Genomic DNA, 14710 nt, shown 5'->3' on the forward strand with positions numbered 1-14710 from the left:
ATATAATAATATTTCTATATGAATTTTATGTATAGTTTATTTAAACTGTATATGAATTTTTAAAATAAAATATTTAACATATGCTATTTAGTTTTTTTGAACATACCTAATTAGCATACACCTATTAATTCTTTAAGTGTTTTTAAAACATAATCTAAATCTTCTCTAGTAATATCTACATGAGTTACAAATCTATACTCCCCATTTTCCATTTTATTGATTTTTATATTTCTTTCAAAAAACTCTTTTATTAAAACATCTTCTTTTATTACATCTTCACTCATTTTAAAGAATACCATACTCAGGTCTGGATTAGTGTTATTTACTTCAATGCCTTCAATTTTATCCAACTCACAAGCTAAATATTTTGCATTATCATGGTCTTCATTTAATCTCAGTGTCATTTTTTCAATAGCAATTATACCAGCTGCTGCAACTATACCAACTTGTCTCATTCCCCCACCCATAACTTTTTGCTTTCTTCTAGCTTTTGCTATAAATTCTTTACTTCCAGCAAGAATAGAACCCATTGGTGCAGCTAAACCTTTTGATACACAGAACATAACACTGTCACAACATTGTGCAATTTCTTTAGCTTCTACACCTAAAGTTAATGCTGCATTAAATAATCTCGCTCCATCTAAATGCACTGGTAAATTGTGTTTTTCAGCTATTTTTTTAATTTCTTTTAAATTGTCAAGACTTACAACAGTTCCACCTGAGTATGCATTTTCTACACATATAAGACCTGTTTGTGGTTCATGTATATCATCTCTCCTAATTGCCTTCTCAACAAGCTCAGGATTAAGAGCTCCACTTTCATCTTCATCTATAGTTCTAAGTTGAACTCCAGCTATTACAGCAGGTGCTCCAACTTCATGAGTCACAATATGATATCCTTTACCAATAATGATTTCTTGACCTCTTAGGCAGTGAGTAAACAAAGCTAACTGATTTCCAAAAGTTCCACTTGGAAGGAAAATAGCATCTTCTTTTCCAACTTTAGCTGCTGCTAATTCTTCAAGTTTATTTACAGTAGGGTCATCTCTAAAGATTGAATCTCCAACAGGAGCCTTTGCCATGGCTTCTCTCATTTCATCAGTAGGCATAGTAACAGTATCACTTCTTAAATCAATAAATTTCATTTTTTCAACCTTCTTTCATATTTATATATTATACAGCTTTAATATTTATTTAGTTTTGTAAAGTTTATATACTCTTATAAGTTATTCTTTACACACTAATTATACTACATTTGTTTTATATTTAAGCAAATTTAAATTATTAATTTGAAAATATAATGCTGATTCTATTGTGAGTATATCCTGTAAGTATAAATAATTATAAAATTTATACATTAATCCATGTTGTTTAAATTCCCCCTAGTCATAGAGCATATATTATGTGTATAATTAATTTACTGACTTATTTTGGTCAAAGAAAGGGGTGCTATATATGGCATTAGATGGATTAGTTATACATTCAATAGTAGATGAATTATCATCAAAACTTACAGGTGGAAAAATAGATAAGATTCATCAACCTGAAGATGATGAGGTAATTTTTAATATAAGAAACAACAAAGAAAATTTTAGATTGGTTTTAAGTGCAAGTGCTTCAAATCCTAGGGTTTATTTAACAAGCAATTATAAAAAAGAAAATCCCCTAAAGGCTCCTATGTTTTGTATGTTGCTTAGAAAATATATACAAGGTGGAAATATTATAGAAATTTCTCAAATTGGTTTTGAAAGAATAATAAAAATCAGTGTTGAGTCTTTAGATGAATTAAAAGAAAAGACAATCAAAAATATTATAATTGAAATTATGGGAAGACATAGTAATATAATAGTAACTCATAATGAAGATGATAAAATTATAGATTCTATAAAAAGAGTGCCTTTTAGTATAAGTAGAGTTCGTCAGGTTTTACCTGGTCATAGTTACTCATTGCCACCAAAGCAAGATAAACTTAACCCTCTTGATAATATATCTAAAGATTCATTTATTGGCAATCTAAATGAATTTGATGGCCCTATTTTTAAGTCCATATATTCTAAATTTTTAGGTATAAGCCCTACTATCGCCAAAGAAATTTGTTATAGGGCAGATGTAAATCAAAATGATATTATCAAAGATATATCTAGTCAGCAGTTTGATTCTTTATACAAGGAATTTTGTAGTTTATTTAATGATATAAACTCTAATAAATTTTCACCTTGTATTGTTATAGATAAAAAATTAGATAAAGTGGTTGATTTCAGTTGTGTCAATCTTACATTGTTTAATGATTTATCATATATCAATAAGGAAAGTATGTCTACTATACTAGAAGATTTCTACAGAAATAAAGATATTAAAGATAGAATCAATCAACGTTCATCTGACTTAAAGAAAAGCATATCTGTTAAACTGGATAGACTTTATAACAAACTTAGAAAGCAAGAAGAAGAATTGTTAGAGTCTGAAAATGCAGCTATTTATAAAGTAAAGGGTGAACTAATTACGTCTTATATATATATGGTAGAGAAAGGGATGGAAAGTGTTGAGGTTGCCAATTTCTATGATGAAGAGTGTAAAAATGTAACAATAGAATTAAATAAAAACTTGACTCCATCTGAAAACGCTCAAAAATATTTTAAAAAGTATACTAAAATGAAACATGCCAAAGTTGAAATATCTCACCAAATTTCATTGAACAAAGAAGAAATAGATTACTTAGAAAACATAATTTTGAGTATTGAAAACTGTGAAAATTTGGCTGAATTACAAGATATAAAAGAAGAACTTGGTAAAGTTGGATATATCAAAGCACAAAAGAAAAGTAGTAAAAAAGACACTATGCCTTCTACAAAACCTCATGAATTTATTTCTTCTGATGGATTTAAAATCTTAGTTGGAAAAAACAACAAACAAAATGATTATCTTACACTAAGACTTGCTGATAATGATGATTTATGGATGCATACAAAAAATATTCCAGGTTCTCATGTAATAATAAAATCTGCTGGTAAAGAAGTCCCTGATAACACTATATTTGAGGGAGCTATGTTAGCTGCATTTTTTAGCAAGTCAAAGCTTTCTTCTCAAGTACCTGTAGATTATACAAAGAAAAAAAATGTAAAAAAACCTAGTGGCTCTAAACCTGGTATGGTTATCTATGAAACTAATAGTACTATTTATGTTACTCCTGAAGAAGAAATGGTAGCTAAACTTAAGATTAAATCTGAATAAAGTATATCTCATAAATATAAAAATTACTGACTGATAAATAATAATATATTTATCATATTAACTAAAAGTAGTGGCATTCTTATTATATAAGAATGCCACTTTTAATTTTATTTATTTTTAGCTCTTTAATAACTAATGTATATATTTAAATCAATTAATTTCTGTTTTTATAAAAATCCAACAATTAGTTTAATTTTGAGAACTATTTTTTATACTTCTAATTTGTTTTAATAACTCATTATATTCTAATTCATAACACTCTTTTTTTAAGTTATCTTTTTCTATTGACAGCATAGATATAATGTTTGTAAGTCTGTTTTCTAATACTAAAAGTTTTTCTTGTTTAACTTTACTTTCTCTACTAGGAGTTTTTTTATTTCTACTAATGATATAATCATTATAATTACAATCAAACTCCTTTATATGCCTATCTTTTATTTCTAAAAAATAGTCACAAATATGAGATATAAATACTCTATCATGAGACACTATAAGCACAGTTTTATCAGTATTTATCAATGCTTTTTCCAATGCTTCCATAGATTTTATATCCAAGTAATTAGTTGGCTCATCAAGAACTAAAAAATTATTATCTTCTAGTATTATTTTACATAGAGCTATCTTTACCGTTTCTCCTCCACTAAGAACCTTAACTTTTTTATAAACAGTATCACCTTTAAATCCAAATAAACTTAAGTTTATTCTTATAAAAGACTCATCAAATGAACTATTTGATTTGATATTGTACAAAATACTCTTTTCCTTATCTAATGAATCTTGGTTTTGGTCAAAATAACCTATCTTTACCTTGTTATTTATCTTTATACAATCGTTTTTATTACTAAGTATTTCTCTTATCAGAGTACTTTTTCCACATCCATTATCACCTAATAAAGCTATTTTCTTCCCTCTTTTTACCTTGAAAGAAATATTATCCAATAAAAGCTTATTTCCTACCTTTAAAGTTAAATCCTTTAATTCCACTAAGTTTTTGCTGATTATTTCCATACCATCCTGTATTTTAATATTCATATCTGCAGAGACCTTAGGTTTATCTTTCACTTCCAATTTTTCAATTCTACCTTCTAATGCTTTTACACTTGAGTCTACTTTTTTCTTATTTTTTTGACCACCCATTTTATGCAATCTAGCTTCTGAATTCCCCATTCGTTTTGGAGTCTTCCTTATACCATCACTTAAAGATTTTTTACCTAAAAGAGCCTTCTCCAATCTTTTTTTCTCATTTATATATTCATGATATTCAAAGTCAGCTCTTTTTATCTCTTCATCCTTTTGTTCTAAATAATCAGTGTAATTACCTTTATAAGCTTTTAATTTGCCACTTTCCAGCTCCAATATAGTTGTACATAATTCATCTAAAAAACGTCTGTCATGAGATATTAATAATAATGCTCCTTTATGTCTTTTAAACATATTTTCCAAAATATCTATACTCTTTTTATCTAAATTTGAAGTGGGTTCATCTGCTATTATTATATTTTTCTTATTATTCAGTGCATCTGCTATCTTTAGCTTAACTTTTTCTCCTCCAGATAAATAATCTTCAAATTTATCTGGTGCATTTAATAGACTCTTTTCTTTACTATCATTACATTTTTCAATATTATTTTCACTCTGACTTATATATGAATAGCTATCTGTAAGATAAACACAACCATTATCAATTTCTATTTCACCTAATATTGCTCTTAATAAAGTTGTTTTTCCTTGACCATTTGAACCAACTAAACCTATTCTCTCATTCTCTAATATTTCAAGTTTATCTATATCCAAAATTAATTTATCAGCATAATATTTTTTTAAATTTTCTACTTTTACTAACATCATAAAAAAATCCCTCCCTGGTATACTTAAATATAAGGAGAGATTTACATAAATAGGCACAATAACTAAACGTATAGACTATAATCTACTCTCCTTAATTTAAGCATCATAAATAAAGCCACCAATATAGGCTTTTCAAAATTTACAATACTTTAAATTATAAAAAATAGATTATATTCTCATCTTCCCAGTTACCTTACCCTTTCTTTTATTTATTTTTAATCATTATATCAACATTAGTTACTAATGTCTATATAAAATTGATTATTTAAAATAATATATACTTAATTAATTATTATTTTTCAACTTTAAAATCTTGATTATTCAATATTCTATTTAGTACAATACCGACAATTGCAGCCAAACTAAGACCAGTTATCTTTACAGTACTTGTTATAGGAATTCCTATAGAAATCCCTTTATTAGATAAGTAGGTTGTTCCAAGACCTATCAATAATATAACTGCTATTATCAATATATTTACTTTACTTTCTACACAAGAACTATCTCTTATAGTTTTTAATCCAACATAAGTTATCATTGAAAATAACATTATACTTATTCCACCCATAACTGAACCTGGTATACTTTGAAGAAATCCTCCAAACTTCCCTACACATGCAAGCAATATAGCAAATACTGCTGTACGTCTAAGTATTGAAGGGTCATAGTTTTTAGTTATCGCAAGTACTGCTGTATTTTCTCCATAAGTTGTGTTAGCTGGTCCACCTAAGCAACCTGCTACTATAGTTGCAAATCCATCACCAAGTAACGTTCTGTTTAATCCTGGATTCTCTATAAAGTTTTTTCCTACAACGGCACCGTTAGTAGTCATATCTCCTATATGCTCCATAAATACAGCTAAAACAACTGGAGATATAATCACAATTGCACCTAAACTAAACTTAGGAATTGTAAAGTTAGGTATCGCAAGTAAACTTGCTTCTGTAATTGTAGTTATATCTACTAATCCCAGTACCAAACATATTATATATCCAGAAAAAACGGCTATTAATATACCTAATTGTTTTATAAATCCTCTACCAAACTTATTAGTCAAAATTGCTATTGCTAAGGTCATGAATGCTATTATAAAATTAGCTGAAGCCATATTAAAAGCTGTTGGCAATAAGTTTAAACCTATAACTGCTATCATAGCTCCTGTAACTTGTGCTGGAAAATATAACTTAATTTTATCCACCCCAACTACTTTCACTATAATTGACATTATAATATAAATTAATCCTGCTACTATTATACCACCCTGAGCATATGCTAAATCTCCTCCATAAGCTTCTTTAGCTGCTAGTATAACAGGGATAAAAGCAAAACTTGAACCTAAAAATGCAGGTACTTTTCCTTCTGTGCAAAAATGAAATATCAATGTACCAACACCAGCGCAAAAAATTGCAACTGATGGGTTAAAGCCTGTTAAAATGGGAACTAATACTGTCGCTCCAAACATGGCCAATAAATGTTGTAAAGACATTATCGTTTTTTTCATAAAAACCTCCAAAAATTATTATATATGAATAAATCCTTTGTTCAATTAATATATTTTAATTAATTATAATTCCCTAGATTCTATTTTTTAATCTCTATATACTTATTATGCAAATCATCATTTTTTTACATTTTACGACATTGAAAGCCCAAATAAAGGAGAATAGAAACTACATTAATCTACACATTAATAAACTTGTATTATTTATTTTGTGCAATATATGTAAGCTTTATCCTCCTCCATGACTATACAATGCTGAGCTTTTATATAATATTAAAAAATCACTATTCTTTGATTGTAACTGAATCTTCTCCATCAATTTCTAATAAACTAACAGATATAATTTCATGTCTTGAAGTAGGGACATTTTTTCCTACATAATCTGCTCTTATAGGCAACTCTCTATGTCCTCTGTCCACTAATACTGCTAATTGTATTGATTTAGGTCTTCCTATATCAATAATAGCGTCAAGTGCTGCTCTTACAGTTCTTCCTGTATATAACACATCATCAACTAAAACTACTGTTTTATCATCTACATTAAAGTCTAGATATGTTCCCTTGACTACTGGTTCAACATTAACTTTTTCTAAGTCATCTCTATAAAGTGTTATATCAATATCTCCAGTGTCTACTTTTGTTCCTTCTATTTGTTCTATTCTTTTAGAGATTCTATTTGCAATTGGTACACCTCTAGTCTTTATTCCAACTAATACTAGGTTTTCTACACCTTTATTTCTTTCAATTATCTCATGACTTATCCTAGTAATTGCTCTTGCTATAGCCTTTTCATCCATTAATTGAGCTTTTTCTACCATATCATAACTATTGTCAAAAAAATATACTCTCTTTTATTTTGACAAATCTACTCCTCTCTCTTAAATTTTTACAACACCACTTTATTAAAATTTTCAATTTAAACAACAAAAAACTTCTCATCACAAGACAAGAAGCTTTTATATAAAAAATATATAGTCTAATTCAGCAATTGTCTTACGATATCTCTGTATCGTTTAAAGATAATTTTTATACTCCATTAACTCAAATTATATATTTATATTTCAAATTTTTCAAGCTTTTTTAATCAAAATACTTTAATATAAAATATTTTAGCTAAACTTCACTAATTTTATGACTTGTATAAATCTAATTAGATGATTTATAATATCATATAAATTTTTATTTAATTTTTCTAAGAACTTCCTTAAAGTATTCTGGTAATTCTGAATCAAATTCAATATATTCCTTAGTGGTAGGATGTATAAATCCCAATTTCTTAGCATGTAAAGTTTGTCCCTTTAGTTTAAACTTATTTTCTTTAGGTCCATATACACTATCACCTAAAAGTGGATGATTTATAGATAAAGCATGCACTCTTATTTGATGAGTTCTACCAGTTTCAAGTCTAGCTCTCATATGAGTAAATTTATCAAACCTATCTACCACTTCAAAATGAGTTACTGCATTTCTTCCATCTTTTACTACAGCCATTTTTAATCTATCCTTAGGATTTCTTCCTATAGGTTTGTCTACAGTTATTTTATCTTCTTTAACTACACCATAACATATAAATTCATACTCCCTAGTTATAGAATGCTCTTTTAATTGTTCTGCTAAAAAATTATGTGCATAATTATTTTTAGCTACCATAAGAAGACCAGAAGTATCTTTGTCTATTCTATGAACTATGCCAGGTCTAATAACACCATTTATTGATGATAACTTATCTTTACAATGATACAAAATTCCATTTACCAATGTATTTTCATAATTTCCAGGAGCAGGGTGAACAACCATATCCTGAGATTTATTAATTATTAAAATATCATCATCTTCATATACAATATTTATTGGTATATCTTGAGCTACAACCTCTAAAACTTTAGGTTCTGGTATTTCTATAATAATCTTATCTTCTTCTTTAACTAAATATTTTGCTTTTTCTACTTTATTATTAACTTTTACTTTACCATCTTTTATAATTTTTTGTATGTAGCTTCTTGACATATCTCCTAATTGTTCTGCTAGATAAACATCAAGTCTAACCTCTTCTTCCTCTTCAAGCACTAAAAACTCTCTTACATTCTCCATCAAATCACCTACTTTTACTTTCAAAAAATAAAACATATATACATAAAAATACAGTTCCTACAACTACAAATACATCTGCTACATTAAATACATACTCCCATATAATCCTAAAGTCAAAATAATCTACTACAAACCCTAATCTAACTCTATCAATTAGATTTCCTAATGCACCAGATATTATTAATATGATTCCCAACTTCCCAGATGTATGTACTTTTCTTGTATTGAGATAGTATAACCCAAACACTGTTGCAAGTAATGCAACTATTATAAATATCCATTGATTATTTTGTAATAGTCCAAATGCTGCACCTCTATTTTCAACGTAAGTTAGATGAAATACATTCTTTATTATTGGTATTGTAGATACATTAACCAAATTGTTTAACACCCATAGTTTAGACAATTGGTCTAATCCTATAAGCAGAATTATTATTAACACATATAACAATGATTTTTCCCCCTATAAATTATTTAAAAATCAATTTTGATTTAAATTCACTATTACCATTATACAAAAAAAATACTATAAAGAGCAACTCTGTTAAAATTGAATTTTTTAGTGAAACTAATCAAAAATAATATTAACCTTTCTGTATTATAAACCGTTACACATTTAAAATTGTATTATTATATATAAAAGATTTAAAAGTACTCTATTATTCAATACTTTTGTGTATTTTATAGCTTAAAGATTAATGATGCTTGTATTTTAAATTTACAAGCATCATTAATCTTTAAACAAATATCCTTTATTTTTGCACTTGTTCATTTTTATCTAAATGTTGTATAAGTTCAGATACTGTTACAAATTTATACCCTTTTTCTTTTAACTTGGGAATTACTACTTCCAAAGCCTGTATAGTCTGAGATTTATTATTTCTCTTATTATTGTAATCATGTAAAAGTATTATATTTCCGTTTTGTACTTTTGTAAGAATAGTATTAATAATACTATCAACACCAGGATTTGACCAGTCTCTAGGGTCTAAGTTTGACCAAAGAATTATATTCATACGTTTAGAAACTATAATATCACAAACACTTTTGCTCATGGCTCTATATGGAGGTCTAAATATTTTTGGCTCTACTCCAATTACACTCTTTACAGCATTTTGTGTATCTGTTATTTCTTTTTCTACTTTATTATAGCTATTTTTTTCAACATTTATATGTGTAAATGTATGATTTCCTATCTCATGACCTTCTTCATACTGTCTTTTTAGCAATTCTTTGTTATATTCAACTTTTTCTCCAACTACAAAAAAAGTTGCCTTTACATCATTTTTCTTTAATATATCAAGTACTTGTGGTGTAAAGACCTCATCTGGTCCATCATCAAAAGTCAATGCTAGAATTTTTTCGTCATCATTTCCTTTCTTGATTATTACATCTTCATAATCGTCCTTTATATTGTCATTTAAACTATAGGCTTCTTTTGAGATATTTTGATTATGTGTATTTTGATTATATGTATATACACCTACTATTGATAATACGAATATACATATACCCCACATTGCTTTTTTCATGTCATTACCTCTTTTCTTAATTCATTCTAACAATATATGATGTCAATTTTTTAATCTCTTAATGTTCCATTTTTGTTTAAATCAGTTAAATTTGTTAAGTCTGTTGAATAAAAATTAGAATCCTCCACATCAGGATTTTCACTTGCATCTCCTAATAAATCCTCTTCTTTTTTTGCACACTCATTGCATAAATTTGTATCAGGTAGTATATCCAATCTTTCTAAATCTATTTGATTATGACATAAATCACAAAGTCCATATGTTCCATTTTCTATTTTAGATAATGCCAAATCTATTTGATATAATCTGCCTTCTTCATGATTTATTAAACTATTTTGCATATTTTGCATATATAAATCTGTTCCCATATCTCCTATATGATTATCATAACTAGATAACTCTCCTGATGAATACTTTTCACTGGTATGTTTAGTTGTATCTCCAAATAAAGTATTGTCTTTCATATCTCCCACTAAATTAGTCAAATTTTCTCTTTCTTTCAATAATTTATCTTTGTATTTGTTAGTATCCATTTTCAACACCTCTAATTTTAATATTTATATTGTAAAAATAGTATGTGGAAAACTAAATTAAAAATACAATAAAAAGTAAGATTTGATTTTTTCAAAAAAAATTTGTAGGCAAATTTTAAATTCACCTACAAATTTTTAAAACATAATTTAAATTTTATATTTTTTATTTTTTGTAATGATTGTATTAACTTGCTAATTTATGAGTATTTTGTTCTTTTATATCTTTAGCTTTTTTAAAGAATAAAATACCAAGAATTATTGCAACAGCAATACCTATTCCATTAGATATATTTACTGGTAGTCTAAAACCTTCTTTTGCTTGCATTATATAACTAAATGTCACTACAGTCATAAAAAGTGCTGGCAATGTAGTTATGTAGTGATTTTTATTTGCTTTAACCAAATATGCAGAACCAGTCCACAACATTATCATAGCAAGTGTTTGATTTGCCCAAGAGAAGTATCTCCAGATTATATTAAAATCTATAAACGTAAGAGCAACACCTACTGCAAACAATGGTAAAGCTATTAAAAATCTATTTTTAACTGCATCTTGATTGTAGTTCATTGCATCAGCTATTGTTAATCTGGCACTCCTAAATGCTGTATCACCTGAAGTTATAGGACATGCTACAACACCAAGTATAGCCAAAGCTCCTCCAATAGGTCCCATTAATCCAACAGACACTGTATTTACAACAGTAGCTGCTCCACCATCATTAAATATTACATTAAGTTGAGGTATACCATGGAAATATGACATAGCTGCTGCTGCCCAAACTAAAGCTATTATTCCTTCTGCAACCATTGAACCATAAAATACTGGTCTTGCTTCACTCTCTCTTTCAACACATCTTGCCATAAGTGGTGATTGTGTTGCATGAAAACCTGATATTGCCCCACATGCTATTGTTATAAATAAATATGGGAATAGAGGTGTTCCATTTGGATTCATATTTTGTAAATTTATATTTGGTATGTTATAACCCTTTATTATTAATCCTCCTGCTACACCTACTGCCATAATTAATAAAGCAGCTCCAAATAAAGGATATATTTTTCCAATTAACTTATCTATTGGTAAAACAGTAGCCATTATATAATAAAGAATTATTACTCCAACCCATATTTGTGTATTTACTCCTGTTAATGTTTTTAGTAATCCTGCTGGACCTGTTACAAAAACAACTCCAACCAATACCAAAAGAATAACACTAAATATTCTCATTGCTATTTTTGCACTATTACCTAAGTAAAGACCTACTAATTCTGACGCAGATGTACCTTTATTCTTCATTGATAAATATCCAGAAGCAAAGTCATGTACACCACCTGCAAAAATTGTCCCAAATACTATCCATAAAAATGCTGATGGCCCAAATAATGCACCTTGTATAGCACCAAATATAGGACCTAAACCTGCGATATTTAAGAATTGAATTAAGAAAATTCTTTTCCATTTCATTGGAACATAATCTACACCATCTCTACAAGCTATAGCTGGAGTTTGATTTTTATCATTAATTCCAAAAACCTTTTCTACAAATGTACCATAAATAAAATAACCTACTATAAGTACCACTATTGAACCTAAAAAACTTACCATAAATTCATCCCCTTAGTTTTTTATATAATTGCTTTATAAATTTTTATAAGTTTAAGAAAACTATTTCCAGTTCAAATAGTAATACTTTTTTGTACTAATATAAATGTTAATCACATTAAGTGCATATTTAAGTACATGAAATGACTTTATATATGCATTAATAGCCTGAATTCTTTTATTTTACTTCTACTTACAGTTACTTCATAATTGCTATCTTTTAACTTCAATATGTATGTATTATTAAACCATGGGATAATTTCTTTTACTTTAGTTAAATTTACTATGTAAGACCTATGTGTTCTAAAAAAAGTTTTATCATTTATTATATTTTCTACTTCTGATATGCCCTCTTTCAGTATAAAAGTTTCCTTTTCAGTATATATAAATGTCTGTCTTTCATTAGCCTCACAGTAGTATATATCATCAATATCTATTACAACCAATTTATCACCTTTCCAAAGGCTAATTTTATGTGTTATTTCCTCTATATTTTGATTTATTGTACCTTTTTTATCACTAGATACATAATTATTATCACTAGATATTTCACTACTATTTGTTTCACTTTTCTCTAACTTATCCAACATTGATGTAATTCTATCCTCAGAATAAGGCTTAAGTACATAGTCAAATACACCTAATGAAAAAGCATCTACTGCATAATTTTCATATGCCGTTATAAAAACTATTTTGGGTCTTGCTTTAAATTGATTTAATGTTTTTGCAAGTAACATTCCATCAAGATGAGGTATATTTATGTCCAAAAAAATTACATCTATTTTATTTTCTTGAATAAAATCTAGTACCTCTATACCATTAGTAAATTCACTTACTACCTCAATCTTGCTTTTATTTTCAATAAAATATCTTAATTCCTTTCTTGCTGGAAACTCATCCTCAACTATTATCGCTTTCATCTTCCTACTCCTTTACATAAAACATAATTAAAGTTCCTTTATCAGTTCTTCTCATATTAAGACCACTTCCATACATTAGCTTAAGTCTTAAATGAACATTATAAAGGCCAATCTTATTTTCTGGCATATTATCTTGATATACATTATTTATAACTTCTTCACTTATACCTATACCATCATCCTCAATCGATATTCTCACAGTATTTTCTAATGAATGTTGTAACTTTTTTATAGATATTTTTACTACACCAGCTCTTCCACTTTCCAAAATCCCATGTATTATTGCATTCTCTACTATTGGCTGTATAATTAAGCTTGGAATTTTTATATTTACATCATCTATATCATAAATTATAGTCAATAAATCTCCAAATCTAGCCTTTTCTATTTCTACAAAAGATTTAACTTGCTCAATCTCTTTATTTATGTCTATCAAGTTATCACTATATTCAAGATTGTATCTCAAATAAGTTGATAAATTTATTATGAGTTCTCTAGCTTTATCTGGATTAAATCTTATAAAGGATGCTATCGTATTTAAAGAATTAAATAAAAAATGTGGATTAATTTGCCTTTGAAGTGCTTTTATTTCCGCTTTATTTCTTGCTTCTATATCCTTTTTATCTTTTTCAATTCCCTCAACTATAGATATAACAAACCCTATACCAATTTGTCCGACAATTAAAGGTAAATATATCACATTAATTATTTTAATTGCCAGAGAATGAGGCTGTGATATTAAATATATAAGTAATATAGTAAAACTTTCAGAAATCATACCTACTAGTATTCCATATATCACTCTATGCTTTTTTGGTATCTTTTTATATAAAAACCCTGATAACACACCTGCTAGTATGCTTGATAAAAGGCAGGGCATGGATGTTATACCTCCAATATCCATAAAATACCTATGTATACCTGACAGCAACCCTGCTGTAATACCTACAATTGGTCCAAATAAAACACCACCTGATACTATAGATATTATTCGAGTATTTACTATTGACCCCATATAATTTATACCATTGTAAGTACCAAATATAGCTAGAAAAGTAAAAACTAAAGATATACAAATCAAATCATTCAAGCTATATTCTTCTTTTTGAAATATTTGTTTAAATGTTTTTAGCTTTGTTATTAGAAGAAATAATACTACAATAAGGCTTGTTTTCTCTACTAATGCTATTAAAATTGATGTTTTCATGTTTTTCCCTCTTATTTTCCCTGTTAAAAATAATTTTTACATATGTTATTGGTATTATTTTTATGGTTTATTAAATACATAAAAAATAATTGCCTTAATTATTGTATCATATCAGTTAAACATAAAATCAAACTCATTTAATTATATATATAAATTTTTTAAAACGTTTTTTTGATATATTATTGACAATTTTCTTTATAAGAGTTAAAATTAATTCATAAATTACATATTGAGTATAAAGTAT

At 27.3% G+C, this 14710-nt stretch carries 12 protein-coding genes; 1 reads left to right on the plus strand and 11 read right to left on the minus strand.

Annotated elements, in window-relative coordinates:
* Positions 1 to 110: 110 nt before the first annotated feature.
* On the minus strand, positions 111 to 1145 hold the full coding sequence (ltaE, locus tag KGF41_RS01875) for a low-specificity L-threonine aldolase (protein ID WP_227828108.1): 1035 nt from the start codon (positions 1143 to 1145) through the stop codon (positions 111 to 113).
* 310 nt (positions 1146 to 1455) lie between these two features.
* Between ltaE and KGF41_RS01880 the strand changes: the two genes are divergently transcribed.
* Positions 1456 to 3231 (plus strand): NFACT family protein, encoded by a 1776-nt coding sequence (locus tag KGF41_RS01880; protein ID WP_227842077.1) that lies wholly within the window; start codon positions 1456 to 1458, stop codon positions 3229 to 3231.
* A gap of 189 nt (positions 3232 to 3420) precedes the next feature.
* Here KGF41_RS01880 and cplR read toward each other — a convergent pair whose 3' ends face one another.
* From cplR to KGF41_RS01930, 10 genes are all read right to left on the minus strand, one after another.
* Entirely contained in the window at positions 3421 to 5079 is a 1659-nt protein-coding gene (gene cplR, locus KGF41_RS01885; RefSeq protein ID WP_227828106.1) for an ABC-F type ribosomal protection protein CplR, read from the minus strand.
* Between the two features lie 292 nt (positions 5080 to 5371).
* Positions 5372 to 6580, minus strand: coding sequence for a uracil-xanthine permease family protein (locus tag KGF41_RS01890; protein ID WP_227828105.1), 1209 nt, complete (start codon positions 6578 to 6580; stop codon positions 5372 to 5374).
* Between the two features lie 284 nt (positions 6581 to 6864).
* Positions 6865 to 7398 (minus strand): bifunctional pyr operon transcriptional regulator/uracil phosphoribosyltransferase PyrR, encoded by a 534-nt coding sequence (gene pyrR, locus KGF41_RS01895; RefSeq protein WP_227828104.1) that lies wholly within the window; start codon positions 7396 to 7398, stop codon positions 6865 to 6867.
* A 361-nt stretch (positions 7399 to 7759) separates the two neighbouring features.
* Complete coding sequence (locus KGF41_RS01900) at positions 7760 to 8707, minus strand: RluA family pseudouridine synthase (RefSeq protein ID WP_227842073.1); 948 nt, start codon at positions 8705 to 8707, stop codon at positions 7760 to 7762.
* Entirely contained in the window at positions 8676 to 9122 is a 447-nt protein-coding gene (gene lspA / locus KGF41_RS01905; RefSeq protein WP_227828102.1) for a signal peptidase II, read from the minus strand. Before lspA ends, KGF41_RS01900 begins: the two co-directional genes overlap by 32 nt.
* 301 nt (positions 9123 to 9423) lie before the next feature.
* Positions 9424 to 10203 carry a polysaccharide deacetylase family protein gene (locus KGF41_RS01910; RefSeq protein ID WP_227828101.1) on the minus strand — a complete coding sequence of 260 codons (780 nt, stop codon included), beginning with the start codon at positions 10201 to 10203 and terminating at the stop codon, positions 9424 to 9426.
* Between the two features lie 50 nt (positions 10204 to 10253).
* Positions 10254 to 10736, minus strand: a complete 483-nt coding sequence (locus KGF41_RS01915; protein WP_227828100.1) for a TraR/DksA C4-type zinc finger protein — start codon at positions 10734 to 10736, stop codon at positions 10254 to 10256.
* 184 nt (positions 10737 to 10920) lie between these two features.
* The gene (locus tag KGF41_RS01920; protein WP_227828099.1) at positions 10921 to 12342 is read right to left on the minus strand and encodes a carbon starvation protein A; all 1422 of its coding nucleotides are present in this window, start codon (positions 12340 to 12342) and stop codon (positions 10921 to 10923) included.
* 146 nt (positions 12343 to 12488) lie between these two features.
* Positions 12489 to 13259 carry a LytR/AlgR family response regulator transcription factor gene (locus KGF41_RS01925; protein ID WP_227828098.1) on the minus strand — a complete coding sequence of 257 codons (771 nt, stop codon included), beginning with the start codon at positions 13257 to 13259 and terminating at the stop codon, positions 12489 to 12491.
* Between the two features lie 4 nt (positions 13260 to 13263).
* Positions 13264 to 14466 carry a sensor histidine kinase gene (locus tag KGF41_RS01930; RefSeq protein ID WP_227828097.1) on the minus strand — a complete coding sequence of 401 codons (1203 nt, stop codon included), beginning with the start codon at positions 14464 to 14466 and terminating at the stop codon, positions 13264 to 13266.
* Between the last annotated feature and the right edge of the window lie 244 nt (positions 14467 to 14710).

This window comes from Clostridioides sp. ZZV14-6150 (assembly GCF_020657875.1).
Classification (GTDB): Bacteria; Bacillota; Clostridia; order Peptostreptococcales; family Peptostreptococcaceae; genus Clostridioides.

Coding starts and splice junctions, on each gene's coding strand:
- ltaE (WP_227828108.1), bottom strand. CDS start 1,145: ATGAAATTTATTGATTTAAGAAGTGATACTGTTACTATGCCTACTGAT.
- KGF41_RS01880 (WP_227842077.1), top strand. CDS start 1,456: ATGGCATTAGATGGATTAGTTATACATTCAATAGTAGATGAATTATCA.
- cplR (WP_227828106.1), bottom strand. CDS start 5,079: ATGATGTTAGTAAAAGTAGAAAATTTAAAAAAATATTATGCTGATAAA.
- KGF41_RS01890 (WP_227828105.1), bottom strand. CDS start 6,580: ATGAAAAAAACGATAATGTCTTTACAACATTTATTGGCCATGTTTGGA.
- pyrR (WP_227828104.1), bottom strand. CDS start 7,398: ATGGTAGAAAAAGCTCAATTAATGGATGAAAAGGCTATAGCAAGAGCA.
- KGF41_RS01900 (WP_227842073.1), bottom strand. CDS start 8,707: ATGTTTTATTTTTTGAAAGTAAAAGTAGGTGATTTGATGGAGAATGTA.
- KGF41_RS01910 (WP_227828101.1), bottom strand. CDS start 10,203: ATGAAAAAAGCAATGTGGGGTATATGTATATTCGTATTATCAATAGTA.
- KGF41_RS01915 (WP_227828100.1), bottom strand. CDS start 10,736: ATGGATACTAACAAATACAAAGATAAATTATTGAAAGAAAGAGAAAAT.
- KGF41_RS01920 (WP_227828099.1), bottom strand. CDS start 12,342: ATGGTAAGTTTTTTAGGTTCAATAGTGGTACTTATAGTAGGTTATTTT.
- KGF41_RS01925 (WP_227828098.1), bottom strand. CDS start 13,259: ATGAAAGCGATAATAGTTGAGGATGAGTTTCCAGCAAGAAAGGAATTA.
- KGF41_RS01930 (WP_227828097.1), bottom strand. CDS start 14,466: ATGAAAACATCAATTTTAATAGCATTAGTAGAGAAAACAAGCCTTATT.